The organism is Streptomyces sp. NPDC048415 (genome assembly GCF_040651675.1).
Taxonomy (GTDB): Bacteria; Actinomycetota; Actinomycetes; order Streptomycetales; family Streptomycetaceae; genus Streptomyces.
Genome location: NZ_JBEZKJ010000012.1, coordinates 69,480 through 90,636, shown reverse-complemented (window position 1 = coordinate 90,636; position 21,157 = coordinate 69,480). Strand labels below are relative to the sequence as shown.

Annotated in this window: 14 protein-coding genes; 7 read left to right on the top strand and 7 right to left on the bottom strand. The window is 70.6% G+C overall.

The genetic code is table 11. The features are described 5' to 3' along the window. Positions 1-43 precede the first annotated feature (43 nt). The gene (locus tag AB0D27_RS11700) at positions 44-1,663 is read left to right on the top strand and encodes an acyl-CoA synthetase (protein WP_362505706.1); all 1,620 of its coding nucleotides are present in this window, start codon (positions 44-46) and stop codon (positions 1,661-1,663) included. 210 nt (positions 1,664-1,873) lie between these two features. On the opposite strand, the gene AB0D27_RS11695 is transcribed toward AB0D27_RS11700, so the two are convergent. Both AB0D27_RS11695 and AB0D27_RS11690 read right to left on the bottom strand, forming a co-directional pair. Beyond that, positions 1,874-2,029 (bottom strand): hypothetical protein, encoded by a 156-nt coding sequence (locus tag AB0D27_RS11695; protein ID WP_362505704.1) that lies wholly within the window; start codon positions 2,027-2,029, stop codon positions 1,874-1,876. A 58-nt stretch (positions 2,030-2,087) separates the two neighbouring features. Beyond that, positions 2,088-2,876, bottom strand: coding sequence for an IclR family transcriptional regulator (locus AB0D27_RS11690; RefSeq protein WP_362505701.1), 789 nt, complete (start codon positions 2,874-2,876; stop codon positions 2,088-2,090). Between the two features lie 107 nt (positions 2,877-2,983). Between AB0D27_RS11690 and AB0D27_RS11685 the strand changes: the two genes are divergently transcribed. The 4 genes from AB0D27_RS11685 (at position 2,984) to paaK (ending at position 8,213) form a co-directional block, all read left to right on the top strand. Continuing rightward, a complete protein-coding gene (locus AB0D27_RS11685) occupies positions 2,984-3,943 on the top strand; it encodes a 5-dehydro-4-deoxyglucarate dehydratase (protein WP_362505698.1) in 960 nt (319 codons plus the stop codon). Between the two features lie 66 nt (positions 3,944-4,009). Then, entirely contained in the window at positions 4,010-5,347 is a 1,338-nt protein-coding gene (locus AB0D27_RS11680) for a gluconate:H+ symporter (protein WP_362505695.1), read from the top strand. Between the two features lie 62 nt (positions 5,348-5,409). Further along, a complete protein-coding gene (locus AB0D27_RS11675; RefSeq protein WP_362505692.1) occupies positions 5,410-6,741 on the top strand; it encodes an enolase C-terminal domain-like protein in 1,332 nt (443 codons plus the stop codon). A gap of 176 nt (positions 6,742-6,917) precedes the next feature. Next, positions 6,918-8,213 carry a phenylacetate--CoA ligase PaaK gene (paaK, locus tag AB0D27_RS11670; protein ID WP_362505690.1) on the top strand — a complete coding sequence of 432 codons (1,296 nt, stop codon included), beginning with the start codon at positions 6,918-6,920 and terminating at the stop codon, positions 8,211-8,213. Between the two features lie 243 nt (positions 8,214-8,456). Here paaK and AB0D27_RS11665 read toward each other — a convergent pair whose 3' ends face one another. Further along, positions 8,457-9,965, bottom strand: a complete 1,509-nt coding sequence (locus AB0D27_RS11665; RefSeq protein WP_362505687.1) for an acyl-CoA synthetase — start codon at positions 9,963-9,965, stop codon at positions 8,457-8,459. Positions 9,966-10,094: 129 nt separating this feature from the next. Between AB0D27_RS11665 and AB0D27_RS11660 the strand changes: the two genes are divergently transcribed. Beyond that, the gene (locus tag AB0D27_RS11660; RefSeq protein WP_362505683.1) at positions 10,095-12,503 is read left to right on the top strand and encodes a penicillin acylase family protein; all 2,409 of its coding nucleotides are present in this window, start codon (positions 10,095-10,097) and stop codon (positions 12,501-12,503) included. A 56-nt stretch (positions 12,504-12,559) separates the two neighbouring features. On the opposite strand, the gene AB0D27_RS11655 is transcribed toward AB0D27_RS11660, so the two are convergent. Next, entirely contained in the window at positions 12,560-14,110 is a 1,551-nt protein-coding gene (locus AB0D27_RS11655; protein ID WP_362505680.1) for an acyl-CoA synthetase, read from the bottom strand. Continuing rightward, on the bottom strand, positions 14,107-15,219 hold the full coding sequence (locus AB0D27_RS11650; protein WP_362505677.1) for a nitronate monooxygenase family protein: 1,113 nt from the start codon (positions 15,217-15,219) through the stop codon (positions 14,107-14,109). Before AB0D27_RS11650 ends, AB0D27_RS11655 begins: the two co-directional genes overlap by 4 nt. A 171-nt stretch (positions 15,220-15,390) precedes the next feature. On the opposite strand from AB0D27_RS11650, the gene AB0D27_RS11645 reads away from it, so the two are divergent. Next, positions 15,391-17,175: a serine hydrolase gene (locus AB0D27_RS11645; RefSeq protein ID WP_362505674.1), complete on the top strand. Its 1,785-nt coding sequence runs from the start codon at positions 15,391-15,393 to the stop codon at positions 17,173-17,175. Between the two features lie 26 nt (positions 17,176-17,201). Here the strand turns inward: AB0D27_RS11645 and AB0D27_RS11640 are convergent, their stop codons facing one another. Then, positions 17,202-18,767, bottom strand: a complete 1,566-nt coding sequence (locus AB0D27_RS11640) for an NAD(P)/FAD-dependent oxidoreductase (protein WP_362505672.1) — start codon at positions 18,765-18,767, stop codon at positions 17,202-17,204. Between the two features lie 90 nt (positions 18,768-18,857). Next, on the bottom strand, positions 18,858-21,137 hold the full coding sequence (locus AB0D27_RS11635) for a tetratricopeptide repeat protein (RefSeq protein ID WP_362505669.1): 2,280 nt from the start codon (positions 21,135-21,137) through the stop codon (positions 18,858-18,860). Between the last annotated feature and the right edge of the window lie 20 nt (positions 21,138-21,157).

Sequence of the window (21,157 nt, the reverse complement as noted above, 5' to 3'; positions counted from 1 at the left end):
CTGATGACCGGGCAGCCACGGACGTTCGGGGTCAGGAGGAGCGGTGGAGTACAACCTTGCCGACCTGTTCGAGTCGGTCGTCGACGTGGTCCCGGGCCGCGAGGCGCTCGTGTACGTCGACCACCCAGGGACGGGCGCGGAGCGCCGGCTGACGTACGCCCAACTGGACGCGGCGGCGAACCGGATCGCCCATCACCTGATCGACAGCGGCGTACGCCCCGGCGAGCACCTCGGACTCCACCTCTACAACGGCGTCGAGTATCTGCAGACCGTGCTGGGCTGCCTCAAAGCGCGGGTTGTGCCGGTCAACGTCAACTACCGTTATGTCGAAGAGGAGTTGGTCTACCTCTACCGGGACGCGGATCTGGTCGCGCTGGTCTTCGACGCGGAGTTCACCGACCGGGTGGCCGCGGCACTGCCGCACGCTCCGGTACTGCGGCATCTCGTACGGGTGGGAACTCCTGCGGCGGGTGCGGATCCCTTGAAGGCGGTGGACTTCGGGGACGCAGAGGCCGCCGGATCCCCCGAGCGGGGTTTCCCGCCGCGTGCGGCAGACGACCAGTTCATCATCTACACCGGCGGCACGACCGGGATGCCCAAAGGCGTGATGTGGCGGCAGGAGGACCTGTTCTTCTCCGGGCTCGGCGGCGGCGCTCCGACGGGCGAGCCGGTCAGTAAACCGGAAGAGCTCGCCGAGCGGGTCGCGGCGGGTGGCGAGGGGATCACCTTCTTCCCCACTCCCCCGCTGATGCACGGGACGTCGACGCTCACCGCGTTCATCGGCTTCAACTTCGGCCAACGGATCGTCATCCACCGCAAGTTCGTCCCCGAGGAGGTCCTGCGGACGATCGAGAAGGAGAAGGTCACCAGCATGTCGCTGGTCGGCGACGCGATGCTGCGGCCGCTCATCGACGCGCTGAACGGGCCGATGAAGGGCACCGACTGTTCCTCCATGTTCAGCGTGTCGTCCTCCGGCGCGATCATGTCGGACACGGTGCGCGAGCAGTTCCAGGCACTCGTCCCTAACGTGATGCTGCTGAACAACTTCGGCTCGTCGGAGTCGGGCTTCAACGGAACGGCGACGGCGGACTCGGGTCCCGAGCGCGGCTTCCGGGTGCGCGTCAACTCTCGTACGCAGGTGGTGGATCCGGCCACGCACGAGCCGGTCGCCGTCGGCGAGCCCGGCCGCATCGCGCAGCGCGGCCATGTGCCGCTCGGCTACTACAACGACGCGAAGAAGACCGCCGAGACCTTCTTCCAGAAGGGCGAGGAGCGCTGGGTGCTCCTCGGCGACATGGCCACGGTCGACGAGGAGGGCATCGTCACCGTCCTCGGCCGCGGCTCCCAGTGCATCAACACCGGCGGCGAGAAGGTCTACCCCGAGGAGGTCGAGCAGGCCCTCAAGTCGCATCCGGACGTGTACGACGCGCTGGTCGCCGGGGTGCCCGACGAAACGTGGGGCAACCACGTGGCGGCCGTCGTCCAGCTCCGCGACGGCGCGGCCCTGCCGTCTCTGGGGGACATCCAGGCCCACTGCCGCTCCCACCTCGCCGGCTACAAGGTCCCCCGTCAACTCGTGATCACCGACTCCATCCAGCGCTCGCCCAGCGGGAAGGCGGACTACCGGTGGGCGCGGTCGGTCGCAGCCGAGGCGGCCCGCTGACCAGCGTCCTCACGGCTCTCGGCGCCGGGCCGGACAAGGGTCGCCGCGAGTACGGCCGCCGCGAGGAAACCCGTGGCGGCCACGACGACCGACAGATGCCGCCCGGCCACCAGGTGCGCCGCGATCAGCGTGCCGAACAGCGCGACCCCGACCGCGCTGCCCGTCTGGCGGGCGGCATTCAGTACGGCGGAGGCGGCAATTGCAGCCCGGTCACGGACGCACCCAGCGAGTCACGATCACGGGCACGGCGATCGTGACGACGGTGGCGACGGCGGCGTCGAGGATCACCATGAAGTAGCTCAGACACACGGCGAGGAGTGGCAGGCCGTACATGCGTCGGCGGGTTCCCGTGGGGCTGTAGGTCATGTGCGGGATCACCGAGACCGGGTCGGTCGGCCCTCGCCGAACAATCCCCGTCCGGCCGTCAACGCCAGTCGGTAGCCCCCGAAGCGGGCGGCAGCAGGGTTTCGATCTTCGCCCGGATCTCGCCCATGACGGAGACGATGCGGGCCGCGTGGTCGTCAGTGAGCCGGTGCACCGGGACCGAGCAGCTGATGGCGTCGGTGGCCGGTGTGTCGTAGCGCAGGGCGAAGCCGAAGCCCACGATGCCGGTCACGGTCTCTTCACGGTCGACGGAGTAGCCGCGCTCCCGTACCGCCGCGAGGTCGGCGAGCAGGTCGGCGCGGTGCGTGTGCGTGTTGTCGGTGAGGGCGGGCAACGGCTCGGCGGACAGCGGGAGTTCGTCGGCTGGGCGCTCGGCGAGGAGTGCCTTTCCCAGGGCGGTGGCGTGGGCCGGGATCCGGCGGCCGACGCGGCTGATGGTGCGCGCGTATTCGTGGGATTCCCGGGTCGCGAGGTAGACGACGTCTGAGCCGTCGAGCCTCGCCATGTGGATCGTCTCGCCGAGCGCGTCCGAGGCCTCGTCGAGGTACGGGCGGACCATGCGGACGTGCCGGTCGCTGTCGAGGTAGCTGGTGCCCGTGAGCAGAGCGCGGATCCCGATGCCGTAGAGGGAGCCGGTGGTGTCGCAGCGGACCCAGCCGCAGTCGACGAGGGTCTGCAGCAGCTGGTACATGCTGCTGCGCGGCACGTTCAGCTCCTCGGCGAGTTCGTCCAGGCGCGAGGGCCGGTCGCCGCGGTCGGCCAGCAGTTCCAGCAGCGCGACCGTTCGGGCCGCCGACTTCACTCCGCGGACCCCTGTGCTCTCCGGCATGGGCCCCATCGTAAATCCGCGCCCTCCCACCCATTGACCTCTCGGGGTTCACGAACCTAGCCTCCATTCTCATACATAGACCCCATCTGCATATAGGGATGAGATTCATGACAGCGTTCAGCGCGGAGGCCGAGGGCGTAGCCGAGCGGCTGCGGAAGGGCATGACGGACGGGGTGCTGTCCTTCCCGCTCACCAGCTTTCTCGACGACGGCGGCCTCGACCTCGAGTCGTATCGGGCCTATCTGACCGTCCAGTTGGCGACCGCTCCTGGAGCGGTGTTCCCGGCCTGTGGAACAGGCGAGTTCAGCGCGCTGGACGAGGAGGAGTATCGAGCCGTCGTCGAGGCCACGGTCGAGATCGCCGAGGGCCGGCTGCCCGTCGTCGCGGGCATCGGCTACGGCTGGGCGCAGGCGGTGCGGTTCGCCCGGATCGCGGAAGCGGCGGGCGCCGACGCCGCGTTGGTGCTGCCCCACTATCTCGTCGAGGCCCCGCAGGACGGACTGGTCGAGCAACTGCGCCGGATCGCCGACGGCTCCCGGCTGCCGCTCATCGCCTATCAGCGCGGGCCGGTCGCCTTCACCCTCGACGGACTGCGCCGCATCGCGGAGATCCCCACCGTCATCGGCCTGAAGGACGGGCACAGCGACCTCGACCGGCTGCAGCGCCTCACCCTCGCCGCCCCCGACGGCTTCCTCTTCTTCAACGGCGCCGCCACCGCCGAGATCCAGGCTCGCGCGTACGCCACCGTCGGCGTGCCCGCCTACTCCTCAGCCGTCCACGCCTTCGCGCCCGAGATCGCCGACGCCTTCTTCGCCGCCTTCCAAGACGGCGACGACGCGACCGTGCACACGCTCCTGCGCGACTTCTACGTCCCGCTCGTCGAGCTGCGCGACCGGGTGCCGGGCTACGCCGTCTCGCTGGTCAAGGCCGCCGCCCGGCTGCGCGGCCTCCCGGTCGGCCCCGTGCGCGCCCCGCTCACCGAGCCCGGCCCGGCCGACCTCGCCGATCTGGAGAAGGTCCTGGACGAGGGACTGGCCCTGGTGGGAGCCGTACGCCGAACCGCCTGACGAGCCCGCGCGCGCCCGTCGGGTGCTTCCGGAGCCGCTGGAATCACAGTTCAAAGGGGAACTGCCTTGCCACTGCTCGTCGTCGGAATCGGCGTCCTGATTCTGCTCGTCCTCATGACCCGGCTGAAAATGAACGGCTTCGCCGCCCTCCTGCTGGTGGCGGTCGGTGTCGGCGTCGTCCGCGGAATACCGCTGGAGAAGATCCCGGACGTCCTCTCCGAGGGCATCGGCGGTCAGATCGGCGACACCATGCTCACCATCGGGCTCGGCGCGATGGTCGGCCGCGTCATGGGGGACTCCGGTGCCGCCCAGCGCATAGCCGGCAGGCTCCTCGACGCCTTCGGCCCCCGCTGGGTCCAGGTGGCCATGGTGGTCACCTCCATGCTCATCGGCGTGACCATGTTCTACGAGGTCGCCTTCATCATCATCGTGCCCATCGCGTTCACCCTGGTGCGGGTCACCGGGGCACGCCTGCTGTGGGTCGGACTGCCGATGTCGATCGCCCTGTCGACCATGCACAGCTTCCTGCCTCCGCACCCTGGCCCCACCGCCGTGGCCTCGACATTTCACGCGTCCATCGGACTCACCCTCTTCTACGGCCTGTTCATCGCCGTGCCGGCCGGCGCGCTGATCGCGCTGCTGTGGCCGCGGCTGCCGTTCATCAAGGTGATGAACCCCGCCATCCCCAAGGGCCTGGTCAGCGAGCGCGAGTTCACCGACGAGGAGATGCCCGGCCTCGGCTGGTCACTCTCCGTAGCCCTCTTCCCCGTCGTCCTGATCGCCGGTGCCGCGGTGACCGACCTGGCCACCTCCGCCCAGACGCCATTCCTGCACTTCGTCGCCTTCATCGGCTCGGCGCCGATCGCGCTCCTGCTCACGCTGCTCCTGGCGGTGTGGGCCTTCGGACCGCGCATCGGCCGGAGCCTCGCCGACGTCAGCGCCTCCTGCACCTCGGCGGCCCAGGCGATGGCGATGATCCTCCTGGTGATCGGCGCCGGCGGCGCCTTCAAGAACGTCCTCGTCGAAGGCGGGATCTCCGACTACATCAAGGACGCCACGGCCACCTGGTCGATCTCGCCGATCGTCCTGGCCTGGCTCATCGCGGTCATCCTGCGTATCGCGCTCGGCTCGGCGACGGTCGCCGTCGTCACCGCCTCCGGCGTGGTGCTGCCGCTGCTGGCGGGCAGCGGGGCCCACCCCGAGATGATGGTGCTGGCCGTCTCCTGCGGCTCCATCGCCTTCTCCCACGTCAACGATCCTGGATTCTGGCTGTTCAAGGAGTACTTCAACCTCTCGGTCATCGACGCGATCAAGGTCCGTACCAGCTATACGACGGTGCTGGCGATCCTCGGTCTCGGCGGTGTACTGGCGGTCGAGTGGGCCCTCGACGTCCTCAGCCTCTGAACACCGGCCCCGACAGCCTGTGAACACCGGCCCCGACCACCTCGTAAGCAAGGATTCCGATGATGAGCAAGCAACCGACTGTCACCGAGTTCTCCGTCTATCCGGTCGCCGGCCGAGACTGCATGGAGCTGAACCTGTCCGGCGCGCACGGCCCCTACTTCACCCGCAACGTCGTGGTCCTCAAGGACTCCGAGGGCCGTACGGGTCTCGGTGAGGTTCCCGGCGGCGAGAAGATCACCCGGACGCTGCGCGATGCCGAAGCGCTCGTCGTCGGCGCCAAGGTGGGCGACTACCAGCGCGTGCTGCGTGAGATCGGGGACCGCTTCGCCGACCGTGACGCCGGCGGGCGCGGCGCCCAGACCTTCGACCTGCGCACCACCGTGCACGCCGTCACCGCCGTCGAGTCGGCGCTGCTCGACCTCCTCGGGCAGCACCTCGAGGTGCCGGTCGCGGCCCTGCTCGGCGACGGACAACAGCGCGACAGCGTACGGGTGTTGGGCTACCTCTTCTACGTCGGCGACCCCGGCCGCACCGACCTGGAGTACGTCCGTGAACCCGACGCGGACGTGGACTGGTACCGGATCCGGCACGAGGAGGCGCTCACGCCCGAGGCGATCGTCCGGCAGGCCGAGTCCGCCTATGACCTGTACGGCTTCCGGGACTTCAAGCTCAAGGGCGGTGTCCTGGAGGGCACCGAGGAGGTCAGGGCCGTACGGGCGCTGAAGGACCGCTTCCCCGACGCCCGCATCACCCTCGACCCGAACGGCGCGTGGTCGCTGAGCGAGGCCGTCGAGCTGTGTACGCCCCTGGTCGGCACCCTCGCGTACGCCGAGGACCCCTGCGGAGCCGAGGGCGGCTATTCCGGGCGCGAAATCCTGGCCGAGTTCCGCCGCGCCACCGGGCTGCCCACCGCGACCAACATGATCGCCACCGACTGGCGGCAGCTCACCCACGCCCTGGCGCTCCAGTCGGTCTCCATCCCGCTGGCCGATCCGCACTTCTGGACGATGCGGGGCTCCGTGCGGGTGGCCCAGTTGTGCGACGCGACGGGCCTGACCTGGGGCTGCCACTCCAACAACCACTTCGACATCTCGCTGGCCATGGTCACCCACTGCGGCGCCGCGGCACCCGGCGCCTACAACGCCCTGGACACGCACTGGATCTGGCAGGAGGGCCTGGAACGACTCACCACCGCCCCGCCCCGCATCGTCGACGGCGAGATCGCCGTCCCCGACGCCCCAGGCCTGGGCATCCAGCTCGACACGGACCGCCTCCTCGCGGCACACGAGCTGTACCAGGAGAAGGCGTTGGGGGCACGCGACGACGCCATCGGGATGCGCTATCTCGTCCCCGGCTGGGAGTTCGACGCCAAGCGGCCCTGCCTGGTGCGCTGACCGGCTGTATTCAGCGGGGCAAAACCCCACCCGCACGCCCACCCCCGCGGAATTCCTCCCACCGCTTGCTGCCACACGCCTTGACGACCGCCCAGGCCACTGGATTACTGATCCCGAACACCTCGACCGAATGATCGGTCGTCCGGATTGATGCGGTTAGCGAGGGAGACGTCCCCATGGCAGATGCGAATGGCCTGCTGGACGAGGGTGAGCGGCTCGACGCGGAGGCGCTTCGAGCGCTACAGCTCGAGCGGCTGCGGGCCTCGCTGCGGCACGCCTACGAGAACGTGCCCTTCTACCGGGAGTCCTTCGACAAGGCGGGCGTACGCCCGGACGACTGCCGTGCGCTCGCCGACCTCGCACGGTTCCCGTTCACGGCGAAGGCTGACCTGCGCGAGAACTATCCGTACGGGATGTTCGCGGTCCCCCAGGACCGGATCCGGCGGATCCACGCGTCGAGCGGCACGACCGGGCGGCCGACGGTCGTCGGCTACACCGAGAACGACCTGTCCATGTGGGCTGACATGGTGGCCCGTTCGATCCGCGCGGCGGGCGGCCGTCCGGGCGACAAGGTACATGTGGCATACGGCTACGGCCTGTTCACGGGCGGGCTCGGCGCGCACTACGGCGCCGAACGGCTCGGCTGTACGGTGATCCCCGCGTCCGGGGGCATGACGGCACGGCAGGTCCAGCTGATCCAGGACCTCAGACCCGAGATCATCATGGTGACTCCCTCGTACATGCTGACGCTGCTCGACGAGTTCGAGCGGCAGGGCGTCGATCCGCGCGGCACCTCGCTGCGCGTCGGCATCTTCGGGGCCGAGCCGTGGACCGCGGAGATGCGACGGGAGATCGAGGGGCGGTTCGCGATCGACGCGGTGGACATCTACGGCCTGTCGGAGGTGATCGGCCCGGGTGTCGCGCAGGAGTGCGCGGAGACCAAGGACGGTCTGCACATCTGGGAGGACCACTTCTATCCGGAGGTCGTCGACCCGATTACCGGCGAGGTACTGCCGGACGGCGAGGAGGGCGAGCTGGTGTTCACCTCGCTCACCAAGGAGGCGATGCCCGTCATCCGTTACCGGACACGGGACTTGACACGACTGCTGCCCGGCACGGCGCGGGTCTTCCGCCGGATGGAGAAGATCACCGGCCGCAGTGACGACATGGTGATCCTGCGGGGCGTGAATCTCTTCCCCACGCAGATCGAGGAGATCGTGCTGCGCACACCGGGAGTCGCCCCGCACTTCCAGCTTCGGCTGACCCGCGAGGGCCGCCTCGACGCGCTCACCGTACGGGCCGAGGCACGGCCCGGCGCCACACCCGAGATCCGCGAGGCGGCGGCCCGGGCGATCACGGCGGCCGTGAAGGACGGGATCGGCGTGTCGGTCACGGTGGAGATCGTCGAACCGGAGTCGCTGGAGCGGTCGGTGGGGAAGATCAGGCGGATCGTCGATCTGCGCCCGCGCTAGGTCCTGTCCGGCGGGATCTGGTCGCAGGGAAGCAAGGGTTTCTGATCGGCGCAGCTGAGCGGGGGATGGTGCGTCCGGATGCACGGCGGAGGAGGGCGGCGACGCGGAGCGTCGACAACCAATGACAACGCGGATGGGGCCCCCCGCGCGAGCGAAGCCGAGCGTGAGGGGAGGGCGTGCCCTCCCCCCACGTCTGTGAGGCCGGGGGCGCCCCTCTGGCCGGTCGTCCCTGGACTGGTCCCGTCAGTCTCCCTGGTCCTCGCCGAACCGGTCGCGCAGCTCACGCTTGAGGATCTTCCCGCTGGCGTTGCGCGGCAGCTCGTCCACGAACAGGACCCGCTTGGGGGCCTTGAAGTGGGTGAGCTTCTCGCGTGCGTGGGCGACGAGTTCGGCCTCGGTGACCTCCCCGCGGGCGACGACCACGGCGGTGACGGCCTCGATCCAGCGCTCGTCGGGCAGGCCGATCACGGCCACCTCGGCGACCCGCTCATGGGTGTACAGCGCGTCCTCGACCTGCCGGGAGGCCACCAGCACGCCACCGGAGTTGATGACGTCCTTCACCCGGTCGACGACGGTGAAGTACCCGTCGGCGTCCCGCACGGCGAGGTCCCCGGAGTGGAACCAGCCGTCGCGGAAGGCCTCGGCCGTCTCCTCCGGCTTGTCCCAGTACCCCTCGCACAACTGCGGTGAGCGGTAGACGACTTCACCCGGCGTTCCGTCGGGCACGTCCTTGCCGTCCTCGTCGACCACCCGCGCGTCCACGAACAGCACCGGACGCCCGCAGGAGTCCATCCGCCCCTTGTGCTCGTCGGGCCCGAGGACGGTGGCCAGCGGGCCGATCTCGCTCTGCCCGAAGCAGTTGTAGAAGGCCAGCTTCGGCAGCCGTTCCCGCAGCCGCTCCAGGACGGGCACCGGCATGATCGACGCCCCGTAGTAGGCCTTGCGCAGCCCGCTCAGGTCGCGGGTCGCGAAGTCGGGGCGGTTCGCCAGGCCGATCCACACGGTGGGCGGGGCGAACAGGCTGTCCGCGCGGCCGTCCTCGATCAGGTCGAACAGCTGATCGGCGTCGGGCGCGTCGAGGATGATGTTCGACGCGCCGACCGCGAGATACGGCAGCAGGAACACGTGCATCTGGGCCGAGTGGTAGAGCGGCAGCGAGTGCACGGGCCGGTCCCCCGCGCTCAGGTCGAGGGCGGTGATCGCGCTCAGGTACTCGTGCACGAGGGCGCGGTGCGTCATCATCGCGCCCTTGGGCAGGGCGGTGGTGCCGGATGTGTAGAGCAGCTGCACGAGCGTGTCGCCGCGCGGCTCCCCGCCGTCGTAGGGGGGCGCCGCGTCCAGCCGCGCGAGCAGCGAGCCGTCGGCGTCCCGCAGCGGCATCGTCCGTACGCCGTCGGGCAGTCGCCCCGCGAGGTCGGGGTCGGTCAGGACCAGGGTGCTCCCCGACTGGCCGACGATGTACGCGAGGTCGTCGCCGGTCAGATTCTGGTTGACCGGCACGTGCACGAGGCCCGCGCGGGCGCAGGCGAGGAAGCCGATCAGGTACGCGTCGGAGTTGTGGCCGTAGGCGCCGACCCGATCGCCCGGGGCGAGCCCCTCGTCGAGGAGCACGCTCGCGGCCTGGGAGACGGCCTCGTCGAGTTCCGCATAGGTCCAGGATCGCTCGCGGTAGTCGACCGCGAGTCGTGCCGGGGTGCGCCGGGCGCTGCGCCGCAGCACCCCGTCAACCGTGCTGCCGTGTCCGGGCGTCATGACACATGATCCTCGATCCGCGGCACAGGGAGGTCAAGTCAACGCACGAAGTCGAACAGACACACCAACGCCACACATACCCGTTGGTACGCTCAACCGCCCCTTCCCCCAATGATGTTGGGAGGCACGATGCGCACCCGCCTGAGACGGCTCGTCGTCACTGCGGTCGTCCTGCTCACCGCCACGGCTTCACTGCCCGCGGCCGCGACGCAGCGAGAAAGCCGTCAGGAACATCCCTCGCGCGGCGGCCTGTCGGCCGTGATCCGGTACACCGAGTACGGCATCCCGCACATCGTCGCCAAGGACTACGCGAACCTCGGCTTCGGCACCGGCTGGGCGCAGGCCGCCGACCAGGTGTGCACTCTCGCCGACGGATTCGTGACCGTGCGCGGCGAGCGGTCCCGCTTCTTCGGGCCCGACGCGGCGACCGACGGATCGCTGTCCTCGGCGGCCAGGAATCTCTCCAGCGACCTGTACTTCCGCGGCGTGCGGGAGTCGGGCACGGTCGAGAAACTGCTGGCCGAGCCGGCGCCCCAGGGGCCCGGGCGTGAGGCCAAGGATCTGATGCGGGGCTGGGCGGCCGGCTACAACGCCTGGCTCGCCCAGAACCGGATCACCGATCCCGCGTGCCGGGGTGCCGACTGGGTCCGCCCGGTGACCCAGGTGGACGTGGCCGCGCGCGGCTTCGCACTGGCCGTCCTCGGAGGTCAGGGCCGGGGCGTCGACGGCATCACGGCCGCGCAGCCGCCGACGACCACGACCAGCGCCATGAGCGCGCCCGACGCGAGGAGCACCGCTCTCGCGGCGCGCGAACTGTTCGACACCGCCGACATGGGGTCCAACGCGGTCGCCTTCAGCGGTGCCACGACCGCGGGCGGCCGCGGCCTGCTGCTCGGCAATCCGCACTATCCCTGGCAGGGCGGCCGCCGCTTCTGGCAGGTGCAGCAGACCATCCCCGGCGAGCTGAACGTGGCGGGCGGCGCGCTGCTCGGCTCGGCGACGATATCCATCGGCCACACCGCGCACGTGGCGTGGAGCCACACCGTCGCGACAGGCATCACCCTCAACCTCCACCAGTTGACGCTGGATCCGGCCGATCCGACGACGTATCTGGTGGACGGCAATCCGGAACGCATGACGAAGCGGACTGTCACCGTCGACGTGCGGGACGGCACGCCGGTGACGCGCACCCAGTGGTGGACCCGGTACGGCCCGGTCGTCACCTCGCTGGGCGCACAACTGCCGCTCCCCTGGACGTCCACGACGGCGTACGCGCTGAACGACCCGAACGCGGCCAACCTCCGCGCCTCCGACACGGCGCTCGGCTTCAGCAAGGCCCGCGGCACGGCCGACGTCCTCGCGGCGCTGAAGCGCACCCAGGGGCTGCCGTGGGTGAACACGATCGCCGCCGACTCGGGCGGCCACTCACTGTTCACGCAGTCGCAGGTTCTCCCCCGCATCACCGACGAGTTGGCGCAGCGCTGCTCGACTCCGCTCGGCAAGGTGACGTACCCGTCGGCCGGTGTCGCGATCCTGGACGGCTCGCGCGGCGACTGCGCGCTGGGCAGCGACGCCGACGCCGTGCAGCCGGGGATCTTCGGGCCGGCGAAGATGCCGGTGCTCAAGGACGCGCCGTACGCGGAGAACTCCAACGACAGTGCCTGGCTGGCCAATACCGACCGGCCGCTCAGCGGGTACGAGCGGGTCTTCGGCACGATCGGTACGCAGCGCACGATGCGCACGCGGGGCGCGGTCGAGGACGTGGCGACGATGGCCGCGAAGGGCGGGCTGACCCTGCGGGATCTTCAGGCACAGCAGTTCGCGAACCGGGTGCCCGCCGGTGATCTCATCGCTGACGACGCGGCGCGGGCGTGTGCCGCCCTGCCGGGCGGGACGGCAACCGGCAGTGACGGCAAGCCGGTTGACGTGGCCGAGGCCTGCGCTGTGCTCAAGGCGTGGGACCACACGATGAACACCGACAGCCGGGGTGCGCTGCTCTTCGACCGGTTCTGGCGGAAGCTGACGGTCGCGGTACCGGCGGCGCAGCTGTGGAAGGTCCCGTTCTCGGCAGCGGACCCGGTCCGCACCCCGAACACGCTCAACACCGAGGCGCCCGGCTTCACCACGGCCCTCGCGGACACGGTGACGGAGTTGCGTACGGCGGGCATCGCGTTGGGCGCCCCGCTCGGCGCGAACCAGTTCGTGGTACGCGGCGGTCAGCGCGTTCCCGTCCCGGGCGGCACGGAGTCGCTCGGCGTGTGGAACAAGGTCGAGCCGGTGTGGAACCCGGCGGCCGGCGGATACAGCGAGGTCACCACCGGGTCCTCGTACATCCAGGCGGTCGGCTGGGACGGCAGCCGCTGCCCGGTCGCCCGGACCCTGCTGACGTACTCCCAGTCGTCGAACCCGAACTCGCCGCACTTCAGCGACCAGACGCGGCTGTTCTCCGGCGAGCGATGGGTGACCTCCCGGTTCTGCGAGAAGGACATCCTGTCCTCGCCGGGGCTGCGGGTGATCCGGGTGAGCGACCACCGCTGACCATCGCGCGCGGCGTCCGGAGGGTTCCGGACGCCGCGGGCACGCGTCGGCCTGGGTCACACGGCTCGGGTGCGGCCCTCCCAGTACGGATCCCGTAGCCGCCGCTTGTACAGCTTGCCGTTGGGGTCGCGCGGCATGGCCTCGATGAAGTCGAGGCTCTTGGGCCGCTTGTATCCGGCGAGCCGCTGCGCGCAGTGGCCGAGGATGTCGGCGGCGAGCCCCGGGCCCGGCTCGTGGCCCGGCGCGGGCTCGACGACGGCCTTGACCTCCTCGCCCCAGTCGTCGTGCGGGATCCCGAAGGCGGCGGCGTCGGCGACGGCGGGATGGGTGAGCAGCGCGGACTCGATCTCGGCAGGGTAGATGTTGACCCCGCCCGAGATGATCATGTCGATCTTGCGGTCGCGGAGGAAGAGGTAGCCGTCCTCGTCGAGACAGCCGAGGTCGCCGACCGTGAAGAAGTCGCCGATGCGGTTCTTCTTCGTCTTGTTCTCGTCCTTGTGGTACGAGAACCCGCCGGTGCTCATCTTCATGTAGACGATGCCGAGCTCCCCGGGCGGCAGCCGGTTGCCGTCGTCGTCGAAGACGGCGAGCTCACTGATGGGCCACGCCTTGCCGACCGTGCCGGGCTTCTTCAGCCACTCCTTGGCGGTCGCGAAGGCGCCGCCGCCTTCACTGGCCGCGTAGTACTCCTCGACGCACTCGCCCCACCACTCGATCATGGCCCGCTTCACATGGTCCGGGCACGGGGCGGCGCCATGGATGGCGTGCCGCATGGACGACACGTCGTAGCGCGCCTTCACCTCGTCGGGGAGCGCCAGCAGCCGGTGGAACTGGGTCGGGACCATATGGGTGTGGGTGCACTTGTGTGCGTCGATGACACGGAGCATCTCCTCGGGCGTCCACTTGTCCATCAGGACGAGGCGGTGGCCGATGTGCAGGGACGCGCCCGCGAACTGGAGCACGGCGGTGTGGTAGAGCGGCGAGCAGACCAGGTGCACGTTGTCGTCGAACGGCCTGATGCCGAAGATGCCGAGGAAGCCGCCGAGATACGACTCCTCGGGAAGCTTGCCCGGCAGTGGGCGCCGGATGCCGCGCGGGCGTCCCGTGGTGCCCGAGGTGTAGTTCATGACCCAGCCGAGGGTGCGGTCGGCGGGCGCGAACTCGGGCTGCCCGTCCAGGAGTTCGGCGTACGGCCGGAATCCCTCGATGTCACCGACCGCGTAGCGCTGTGGTCCGGGGAGCTTCGCCTCGTCGGCGGCGTGCCGGGCGGCGTCCGCGAACCGTTCGTGGGCGATCAGGACCTTGGCGCCCGAGTCGGAGACGATCCAGGCGATCTCGGGGCCGACGAGGTGATGGTTGACGGGCACGAGGTAGAGGCCGGCCTGTGAGGCGGCGAGGTAGGCGACGAAGAACTCGACGCCGTTGGGCAGGACGACCGCGAAGGCGTCGCCGCGTTCGAGGCCCGCGGCGCGCAGTCCGTGAACGAGCTGGTTGGCCGCGGCGTGCAGCCGTCCGGCGGTCCACTTCTCGCCGGCCGGGGTGATCAGGGCCATCCGCTCGGGGTCGGCGGCGGCCTGGGCCCAGAAGCCGTTCGCAGGCGTGCTCATGACTGTTCCCCCCTGCCCGCGATCCGGATGACGCGGTCTATGGCCTGCTCGAAGCCCCGGGTCAGGTCGTCGAAGACGGCCTGGACACTGCGCTCGCTGTTCATCCGCCCGACGATCTGCCCGACCGGGGTGCCGAGCAGCGGCTCCACCTCGTACTTCTGGATCCGGGAGAGCGCCTCGGCCACCAGGAGCCCCTGGAGGGGCATGGGAAGTGTGCCGGGCCCGTTCGGGTCGTCCCAGGCGTCGGTCCACTCGGTGCGCAGCTGGCGCGCGGGCTTCCCGGTCAGGGCGCGCGAGCGGACCGTGTCACCGGACCCGGCGGCGAGCAGCTTCCGGGTCACGGCGGGCGAGTGCATATCGGCCTCGGTGACGGTCAGCCAGATGGAGCCCAGCCACACACCTTGGGCGCCGAGACTGAGCGCGGCGGCCACCTGCCGGCCGCTGCCGATGCCGCCCGCCGCGAGGACGGGCAACGGGTCGACGGCGTCCACGACTTCGGGCGTGAGCACCATCGAGGCGATCTCCCCGGTGTGACCGCCCGCCTCGTAGCCCTGTGCGACGACGATGTCGATGCCCGCCTCGGCGTGTTTGCGTGCGTGCCGGGCGCTGCCCGCGAGGGCCGCGACGAGCACCCCGCGTTCATGGGCGCGGTCGACGACGTCGGCGGGCGGTGAGCCCAGCGCGTTGGCGAGCAGCTTGATCGGATAGCCGAAGGCGACGTCGAGCTGGGTACGGGCGACCTGCTCCATCCACCCGGTGATGCGCCACCCGGACGCCTCGCCCTCGGCGAGTTCGGCCACTCCGTATTTGGCGAGGGTGTCCTTGACGTACTGCCGGTGCCCCTCGGGAATCATCGCCTCCACGTCGGTTTCGGTCACACCCTCGACCTTCTTGGCCGGCATGACGACGTCCAGGCCGTAGGGCTTGCCGTCGACGTTCGCCTCGATCCAGTCGAGGTCGCGCTTGAGGTCGTCGGGGGCGGTGTAGCGGACCGCGCCGAGCACACCGAATCCGCCCGCGCGACTGATGGCCGCGGCGACGGCGGGAAACGGCGTGAAGCCGAAGATGGCGTGCTCGACTCCCAATCTCTTGCTCAGCTCCGTCTGCATGGCCGCAGGATGCCGCAGTAGTCCGGACGAGGGAAGGCCTTTTCTGATACATCGTCAGATTCCTTGAGACCCTTCCGGGAGGGTTGACACACCCACCCCTGACGGGAAAGTTTCACTCGGCACAGCGAACCCGGAAAGATACTTTCAGGCGGCGCGGCGGGAGGCTCCTCGATGAACGACGGCGAGAAGGACGAAACGGGCGGCGGACTGACCCGTCGTCAACTGGGCCGCAGAGTCATGGCGGTGGGCGGAGCACTGGCCGTCGCCCCCTTCCCGGCGGGGCCGGCGGCGGCCGCTGACCGGGGCGGACGTCCGACGCTGCGCCGCGGCACGGCCGAGCAGGCGGGCCTGATCGACGGCCATCTGCGCCAACTGGTCACCGACGCCGAGGCGTTCCTCGGCCCCTCCCCCAAGCACCCCTGGTACGCGGGTGCCGTCCTCCTCGCCGGGCGTGGCGGCACCGTGGCCCTGTATCAGCCGATCGGCATGGCGGTGCGCTACTCGGCGTACGACGAGAAGACGGACACCGGTGTGGAGTTCCCCGCCGATCAGCGGATTCCGGCCGCCGAGGACACGGTGTACGACCTCGCCTCCGTGTCGAAGCTGTTCACGTCGATCCTCGCCGTCCAGCAGATCGAACGCGGCGCGCTGGAGCTGGAGGCAACGGTCGCCTCCTACCTCCCGGAGTTCGCGGGCGGCGGCAAGCAGGACGTCACCATCCGTCAACTCCTCACCCACACCTCGGGGTTGCGCGCATGGATCCCTCTCTACGGCGCGCCGACCCGCGAGGGAAAGCTCCAGCTGATCTGGGACGAGGCACCGATCGACCCACCCGGTACCGCGTACCGCTACTCCGACCTGAATCTGATCTCGCTCCAGTTGGTCCTGGAGAGGATCACCGGCCGCACACTCGACACACTCCTGCGCGAAGAGATCACCGCCCCCCTCGGTATGCACCGCACCCGCTACAACCCGCCCGCCTCCTGGCGGCCGAAGATCGCCGCCACCGAGGACGCGCGACTGCCCTGGTCGGGGCTGAACCGCGGTCTCGTATGGGGCGAGGTGCACGACGAGAACGCGTACTCCCTCGGCGGGGTGGCCGGCCACGCCGGCGTCTTCTCCTGCGCCTGGGATCTCGCCGTCCTCGGCCGTACGCTGCTCAACGGCGGCGTATACGGCAGGGCGCGCATCCTGGAGCCGGAGACCGTCGACCTGATGTTCACCGACTTCAACACCGCCTTCCCGGGCGACGAACACGGCCTCGGCTTCGAGCTCTACCAGCACTGGTACATGGGCGCGATGGCCACCCCGCGCACCGCGGGCCACACCGGTTTCACCGGCACCTCGCTGGTCCTCGACCCGACGACCGACTCCTTCCTGATCGTGCTCGGCAACTCCGTTCATCCGGTGCGCGGTTGGCGGTCCGGCTCCGCTCCCCGGGTCGCCGCCGGGAACAACCTGGCGCGGGCCGTGCCGGTGCGTCCCGCGCGCGGCCATGCGTCCTGGTTCGCGGGGATGACCAGCGCGGCGACGGCGACGCTCACCCTCCCCGCACTCGACACCACGGCGGGCTCCGCCCGGCTGCGCTGCGCCCTGTGGTGGGACACCGAACCCGCGTCGGACGTCCTCTTCCTGGAGGCCACGACCGACGGAGGAGCGACCTGGCAGCCGGTCCCGTTCACGACGGTGCTGCCGGGCGAAGAGCCGCGGGAGCATCCGGCCGGTTCGGTCACCGGCTGGTCGGGGCGGGCGTGGCACCGGCTCACGGCCGACGTGCCGAGCGGGGCGCGGCTCGCACTGCGCTGGCGGTACGCGACCGACCGGCTCTACGTCGGCCGTGGCGCGTACGTCGACGCTCTGCGGGTCGAGACCGGGGGCCGCGTCGCCTTCGATGAGGCCCGTCCGGCAGACGCCGCGCGCATCGAGACGGTGGGATGGACGGCGTCAGGGGACTGAGGACTCCGCATACGAGAGGCGCTTTCCTAGCCGCCCTGGCGGTCCTCCTCCAGCACGGCCATCGCCGCGTTGTGTCCGGGCACCCCGCTCACCCCGCCGCCGCGCACCGCGCCGGCCCCGCACAGCAGCACGTTCGCCTGCCGCGTCTCCACTCCCCAGCGGCCCGTGCCCTCCTGGGCGTAAGGAAAGGCGAGGTCGCGGTGGAAGATGTTGCCGCCGGGCAGCCGCAGGTCACGCTCCAGGTCGATCGGGGTCTTCGCCTCGATACAGGGGCGGCCCTCCGCGTCGGTGGCCAGGCAGCCCGCGAGCGGCTCGGCGAGGTGGGCGTCCAGCTGCGCCAGGGTCGATTTCAACAGCTCTTCCCGTACGGCGTCGTTGTCCCGCTCGAACAGCCGGGCGGGGGTGTGCAGGCCGAAGAGGGTGAGGGTCTGGTAGCCCTGGTCGACCAGGTCCTGGCCGAGGATGCTCGGATCGGTGAGCGAGTGGCAGTAGATCTCGGAGGGCGGCGCGGTGGGCAGCTCGCCGGACGCGGCCTCTGCGTGGGCGGTCGCCAACTGCTCGTACCCCTCGGCGATGTGGAAGGTCCCGGAGAACGCCTCGCGCGGGTCGACGGAGGTGTCGCGCAGTCTCGGAAGCCGTGTGAGCAGCATGTTCACCTTGAGCTGGGCGCCCTCGGCGGGGATGGGCGGTTCGTCGCCTGTGAGGTGCGCGAGCTCCTGCGGCGAGGCGTTGACGAGGACGTGCCGGGCCGCGACGACGCCTTCCCCGTCCGCCGTCCGGTAGGTGACCTCGGCGGATTCTCCGTCCGACTCGATCCGCGTCACCTCGTGGCCGGTGGCGAGCACGGCGCCCGCGGTGCGCGCCGCCGCGGCGATGGCGTCCGTGAGGGCGCCCATGCCACCGACGGGCACGTCCCAGGCTCCGGTGCCGCCGCCGATCACGTGGTAGAGGAGGCAGCGGTTCTGCCGCAGCGAGGGGTCGTGGGCGTCGGCGAAGGTCCCGATGAGGGCGTCGGTGAGGACGACACCGCGGACGAGGTCGTCGGCGAAGTACTCCTCGACGGCCGTGCCGACCGGCTCCTCGAAGAACATCCGCCAGGCGTCCTCGTCGTCCACGCGGCGGCGCAGCTCGTCCCTGGTGGGCAGCGGCTCGGTGAGCGTCGGGAACACCCGTTGGGCGAGGCGGCCCGTGATCCCGTAGAAGCGCTGCCACGCCTCGTACTCGTGGTGCGAGCCGGTCAGCCGTGCGAACGCCTCACGGGTGCGCCGCTCGCCGCCACCGACGAGCAGCCCGGTGGGCTGCCCGTCCCGTTCGACGGGTGTGTACGAGGAGATGGTGCGCCCACGGACGCGGAAGTTGAGGCCGAGGTCCCGCACGATCTTCCGGGGCAGCAGACTCACCAGGTACGAGTAGCGCGACAGACGCGCGTCGACTCCGGCGAACGGCCGGGTGGACACGGCGGCGCCGCCGGTGTTCCCCAGGCGCTCGAGGACCAGGACGGACCGCCCGGCCCGGGCCAGATAGGCGGCGGCGACGAGTCCGTTGTGGCCCCCGCCGACGATCACGGCGTCGTATTCCTCGTGTGCAGGCATGGTTCTTCGTAGCACGTGATGATCTACGTCGGCCAGAGGTGCGCGGCAAGCGGCGGGCACCCGTAAGTGGACACGGACGCGTCCGGATGCTCAGTGCCCTCGGGACGCCCGCTGCTGCCGTAACGCCGCCACTCTGCGGTACAGCTCCACGGCCTCCTGGCCGCGGCCCAGCTGTTCCAGGCAGTGCGCCTCGTCGTTGCGGCTGGCCAGGGCGTCGGGGTGGTCCGCGCCGAGGACACGCTCGCGGGCGGTGGCCACCCCGCGGTATTCGGTGAGCGCGTCGGCCCAGCGGCCGAGCCAGCCGAGGCCGACGGCGACCTCGCGGCGGCTGACGAGGGTGTCGGGATGGTCGGCGCCGAGGACGCGGTCGCGGATCGCACAGACGTCGCGGGACTCGGCGAGCGCCTCCTCCCAGCGCCCCATCCGGCCCAGGTTCACTCCGAGGCCGTGCCGGGCGCGCAGGGTCTCGGGGTGCGCGGGGCCGTGCACGCGGGTGCGGTCCTCGATCAGGTCGCGGTACAGCTCCAGGGCCTGCGCGCTGCGGCCGAGCCGGCCGAGGCTGATGCCGACCTCGTAGCGGGCGGCGAGGGTGTCCGGGTGGTCGGGCCCGAGCGCCCGCGTGCGGGCCTCGGCCACCTCCTGGTAGGTGTGCAGCGCCTCGGGCCAGCGCCCCAACTGACCCAGGGCATAGGCGACTTCGTACCGCGTGACGAGTGTGTCGGGGTGGGTCGGACCGAGCACCCGGGCGCGCGCGGCGGCGACCTCGCTCGCCATGCGGTAGGAGTCCTCCAGACGCCCCAGCCTGCTCAGGTTGAAGGCGAGGTTGTGGCGGCAGCGCAGGGTGTCGGGATGGTCGGGGCCGATGGCGCGCTCGCGGGCGGCGAGCACGGACGTGTAGGCCTGGTGCGCCTCGAAATGGCGGCCCAACTGGCCCAGGACGTACGCCATTTCCTGCCGCGCGGCCAGCGTGTCGGGGTGCTCGGCGCCGAGCACCCGCTCCCTGGCCTGGGCGACGTGCGCGTACTCGCGCAGCGCCTCGGCGGGGCGCCCGGTGCGGCTGAGTGTGAAGCCGACCTCGTAGCGGCTGGCGAGCGTGTCGGGGTGGTCGGGCCCGAGCGCGTGCTCACGCTCGGCGGCGACCGCGCGGTGCACCTCGCCCGCCTCGGTCCAGCGGCCGAGCCGCCCCAGGCTCAGTCCGGCGTTGTGCCGGCCGGTCAGAGTGGTGATCAATTCCGGTGAAGAGGTGGGCCGTTCGCCGCGCTCGGGCTCGTGTGCGACGGCCGTGGAGGGGCGGGCGATCCATTCGCCGGTGAGACCGGCCGCCGCGTCGGGCGGTGTGGCGCGCAGTCCGGTGCCGGTGGCCTTGTGGCCGGTGGTCATGCCCCGGGTCCAGGACGGCAGCCGGGGTTCGCGCGAGGGCGGCTGCTCGGGGCGCGACTGGGTGGAGGGGGCCAAGGCCCGCTGCTGCCCCGCGGGTTGTCGCACGGCCGGGGTCACCACGGTCGGCACGTACGCCGGAGTGGTGCGGCCCGCGCTGATACGGCGGCCGAGTTCACGGGCGTCCTGCGGGCGCTCTTCGGGCCGTTTGGCCAGCAGCTCCAGGATGATCTTCTCGAAGTACTCGGGGATTTCGGTCCGGTGGCTGCGCGGCGGTTCGGGCGGGGTGTCACGGTGGCCGACGAGGACGGCCCAGGCGTCGTCGAGGTCGAACGGCGGTGCCCCGGTGGCGATCTCGTAGAGCACGCATCCGAAGGAGTACAGGTCGCTGCGCTGGTCGACATGGGCGCCGCTGATCTGTTCCGGAGACATGTAGTGCGGGGTGCCCATCGCGATACCGGTGCCGGTCAGCCGCGAGGTGAAGCCGATGTCGTGCCCGAGGCGGGCGATGCCGAAGTCGCAGATCTTCACCGTGCCGTCGGCGAGCCGCATGATGTTCGCGGGCTTCAAGTCTCTGTGCACGATACCCTGTTGATGGGTGTAGGCGAGCGCGGACGCCACCTGGTCGGCGATGTCGACGACTTCGGCGACCGCCAGCGGGTGCTGCTTGTTGTCCTCCAGGAGCTGGCTGAGATTGCGCCCCTCCAGGAGCTCCATCACCAGGTACAGCACTCCGTCGGACTCGCCGAAGTCATGGACGACGGTCACCCCGCGATGCTGGAGCGAGGCGGCCACCCGCGCCTCGCGGCGAAACCTCTCCCGCAGGACACGCGTGAAGGACTGATCGTGGTGCGGGCCGAGCGGCTTGAGGCACTTGACGGCGACCTGCCGCCCCAGCGACTCGTCCCGCGACCGCCACACCTCGCCCATACCGCCGCGCCCGATCAGATCGAGCAGCCGGTACCGGCTCTGGATCAGCCTGGTCTCCGCCATCTCGCGTGATCGCCCCCGTC

Excerpts from the sequence above, each read along its gene's own strand:
- AB0D27_RS11655 (WP_362505680.1), bottom strand. The coding sequence starts at position 14,110 with ATGAGCACGCCTGCGAACGGCTTCTGGGCCCAGGCCGCCGCCGACCCC.
- AB0D27_RS11640 (WP_362505672.1), bottom strand. The coding sequence starts at position 18,767 with ATGCCTGCACACGAGGAATACGACGCCGTGATCGTCGGCGGGGGCCAC.
- AB0D27_RS11635 (WP_362505669.1), bottom strand. The coding sequence starts at position 21,137 with ATGGCGGAGACCAGGCTGATCCAGAGCCGGTACCGGCTGCTCGATCTG.
- AB0D27_RS11665 (WP_362505687.1), bottom strand. The coding sequence starts at position 9,965 with ATGACGCCCGGACACGGCAGCACGGTTGACGGGGTGCTGCGGCGCAGC.
- AB0D27_RS11650 (WP_362505677.1), bottom strand. The coding sequence starts at position 15,219 with ATGCAGACGGAGCTGAGCAAGAGATTGGGAGTCGAGCACGCCATCTTC.
- AB0D27_RS11645 (WP_362505674.1), top strand. The coding sequence starts at position 15,391 with ATGAACGACGGCGAGAAGGACGAAACGGGCGGCGGACTGACCCGTCGT.
- AB0D27_RS11690 (WP_362505701.1), bottom strand. The coding sequence starts at position 2,876 with ATGCCGGAGAGCACAGGGGTCCGCGGAGTGAAGTCGGCGGCCCGAACG.
- paaK (WP_362505690.1), top strand. The coding sequence starts at position 6,918 with ATGGCAGATGCGAATGGCCTGCTGGACGAGGGTGAGCGGCTCGACGCG.
- AB0D27_RS11695 (WP_362505704.1), bottom strand. The coding sequence starts at position 2,029 with ATGACCTACAGCCCCACGGGAACCCGCCGACGCATGTACGGCCTGCCA.
- AB0D27_RS11685 (WP_362505698.1), top strand. The coding sequence starts at position 2,984 with ATGACAGCGTTCAGCGCGGAGGCCGAGGGCGTAGCCGAGCGGCTGCGG.
- AB0D27_RS11675 (WP_362505692.1), top strand. The coding sequence starts at position 5,410 with ATGAGCAAGCAACCGACTGTCACCGAGTTCTCCGTCTATCCGGTCGCC.
- AB0D27_RS11660 (WP_362505683.1), top strand. The coding sequence starts at position 10,095 with ATGCGCACCCGCCTGAGACGGCTCGTCGTCACTGCGGTCGTCCTGCTC.